At 36.8% G+C, this 2,192-nt stretch carries 2 protein-coding genes; one reads left to right on the forward strand and one right to left on the reverse strand.

Annotation, left to right across the window (positions count from 1 at the left end):
* Positions 1-742: cbb3-type cytochrome c oxidase subunit I (locus tag AC06OU_RS11895; RefSeq protein ID WP_475856017.1), on the forward strand; the 742-nt coding region annotated here is incomplete at its 5' end.
* A gap of 258 nt (positions 743-1,000) precedes the next feature.
* On the opposite strand, the gene AC06OU_RS11900 is transcribed toward AC06OU_RS11895, so the two are convergent.
* Positions 1,001-1,741: a CsxC family protein gene (locus tag AC06OU_RS11900; RefSeq protein ID WP_475856018.1), complete on the reverse strand. Its 741-nt coding sequence runs from the start codon at positions 1,739-1,741 to the stop codon at positions 1,001-1,003.
* Positions 1,742-2,192 lie beyond the last annotated feature (451 nt).

The following is a 2,192-nucleotide window of genomic DNA, read 5'->3' on the forward strand; positions in this document are numbered from 1 at the left end:
TTTCTCTATGTTTGCTACATTTGAGATTCGTGGAAGACAGCTTGGAGGAAAAGGCGTATTTGGCTGGTTTAAAAAGTTACCTTGGAAGGATGCGCGATTCCTTGTACCATTTATCGGAATGGCTGCCTTCATCCCTGCTGGGGCTGGTGGTATTATCAATGCCTCTAACCAAATGAACCAAGTAGTACATAATACTATCTGGGTTACTGGTCATTTCCATCTTACTTTAGCAACAACTGTCGTTTTAACATTCTTTGGAGCAGCCTATTGGTTAATCCCCCATCTTACTGGTAGAGTGTTGACGAAACAAATGAATAAGCTAGCTATTATACAAGGTATTGTTTGGGCAGTAGGTATGTCCATCATGTCTGGGGCAATGCATATTGCTGGATTACTGGGAGCCCCCCGCCGGTCAGATTTCTCAACCTATGGTGAATCAGCCCAGGCAGCCGATTGGGTTCCCTACCAGGTCGCGCAAGCAGTTGGTGGTACAATTCTATTCATCGGTATCATCTTAGTTTTATATATAGTAGCTCAATTAGTATGGTTTGCTCCTAAAGGTGATACAGAATTTCCAATTGGAGAAGTATCCGAAAATGCAGAAAAAACACCTATGGCACTTGAAAATTGGAAAATATGGTTAACGATTTGTATTTTCTTAATTTTATTTGCTTATACGGTTCCGGTGTTTGATATGATTCAAAATGCTCCTCCAGGTTCAAAAGGTTATAAATTCTGGTAACTATAATTTTATAAAAGTATACGAAGCAAGAGAGACTGTTCATATAAACAGTCTCTCTTTTCGTTTTTATAATCTTACACTTGTTGATCGTCTCTTCGTTTACAAGCTGTAGAAGTTTCTATGTATGGACAAGGCGTTAGAGGGACTACTCATAAAAGCCACATTTCTGACTTTTAGAGCACTCCCCTTTTAAAAATGTATATATCATTATACATATTTAAGCACACGCCCACCCAAATAGGGCTTTGTTTTAAATTTTTACCCCTCTGACCGTACTCTTACTTGTCTAATTTGCAGTACTTTTAAAGTTAGGTCTACTACCATTTTCTCTGTAAGCGTATCAAAAGTATCGCGCATATCTACTAAACACGGAGAGTAGTCAAGTTCAAAAAACTCTGCTTTTACCAATTCACAATAAGGCTGCTCATTATAGAAAGTACTGTTCTCAAAGAAATACTTATCTAAACGAGGCATTTCACTGTTTTTCGGATTAATGAAACGGGATTGGCTTTCAGAAGATTTAGTTATGATAGGGTATAGAATAAAATCAGACCCATTTAGGTCAGCAAAGCCTGTGAAAGGCACGGAAGCAATACGATCGTAAATTACACCGTTACAATCATCAGTTGCGTATTCGATGTCCTTTCTAATAAATCCTTCAACAAATAATTTAGCTCTAGTAACTCTGCGAGAGCCATCGCAAGAATCCATCGGATCAAACCTTACCGGTACAAGCTTACATTGTGTTAGGAACACATCCTTGTGTACTCTTTTGATTTCGCTTGCAGGTGGATCTAATGATATATCTGCTTCTACTACTATTTGAATTGTAGTTTCCGCCAATACAGCTGGTACCTTAATAATTGGGTAAAAATTATCAGGTACTACGCAAGGATCAACAGGATCATCCTGTAATTGTGGTAGAGACCTTGCATTATCTACCGGACATGGGTAAACATTGGACAAATCGCCATTGTTTAAACCGTTCTCTTCATTCATTTAAAATTTCCTCCATTCATTTTTTGCGAAATTAATTCATTTCTGTTTTAAGTTATGTAAAATCACCGGTGGATGTATAAGCAATAGACACAGAAACGGAAATTATGTCGATATTATTTATCTATTTAACTGTTTAAATAACTCTTCTGTGTAATATAGCTTAGAGATTTCCTTAAACTAATAATTTAAATTTTACTAGCTGAATCAAATTCATTATTGCTATTCTTTTGAACTCGAATCGAATAGAAGTAATCCCACTGGAGTCGTCGCCTACAGCTTAAAGGAATTAATATAAATAACGAACAATTAAATAAGCCATCACCAACGAACTCCTTCGTTAGAGATGGCTACATTATAAGAAAGGTGCTTGCACTAACTAAATTACAGTACAAGTGGAGGATATTTTTTTGTGGATGGATAATACACTTTCTGAACTTGCAAAAGCTGCAAA

The sequence above is a fragment of the Psychrobacillus sp. genome, assembly GCF_056205495.1.

Excerpts from the sequence above, each read along its gene's own strand:
- AC06OU_RS11900 (WP_475856018.1), bottom strand. The coding sequence starts at position 1,741 with ATGAATGAAGAGAACGGTTTAAACAATGGCGATTTGTCCAATGTTTAC.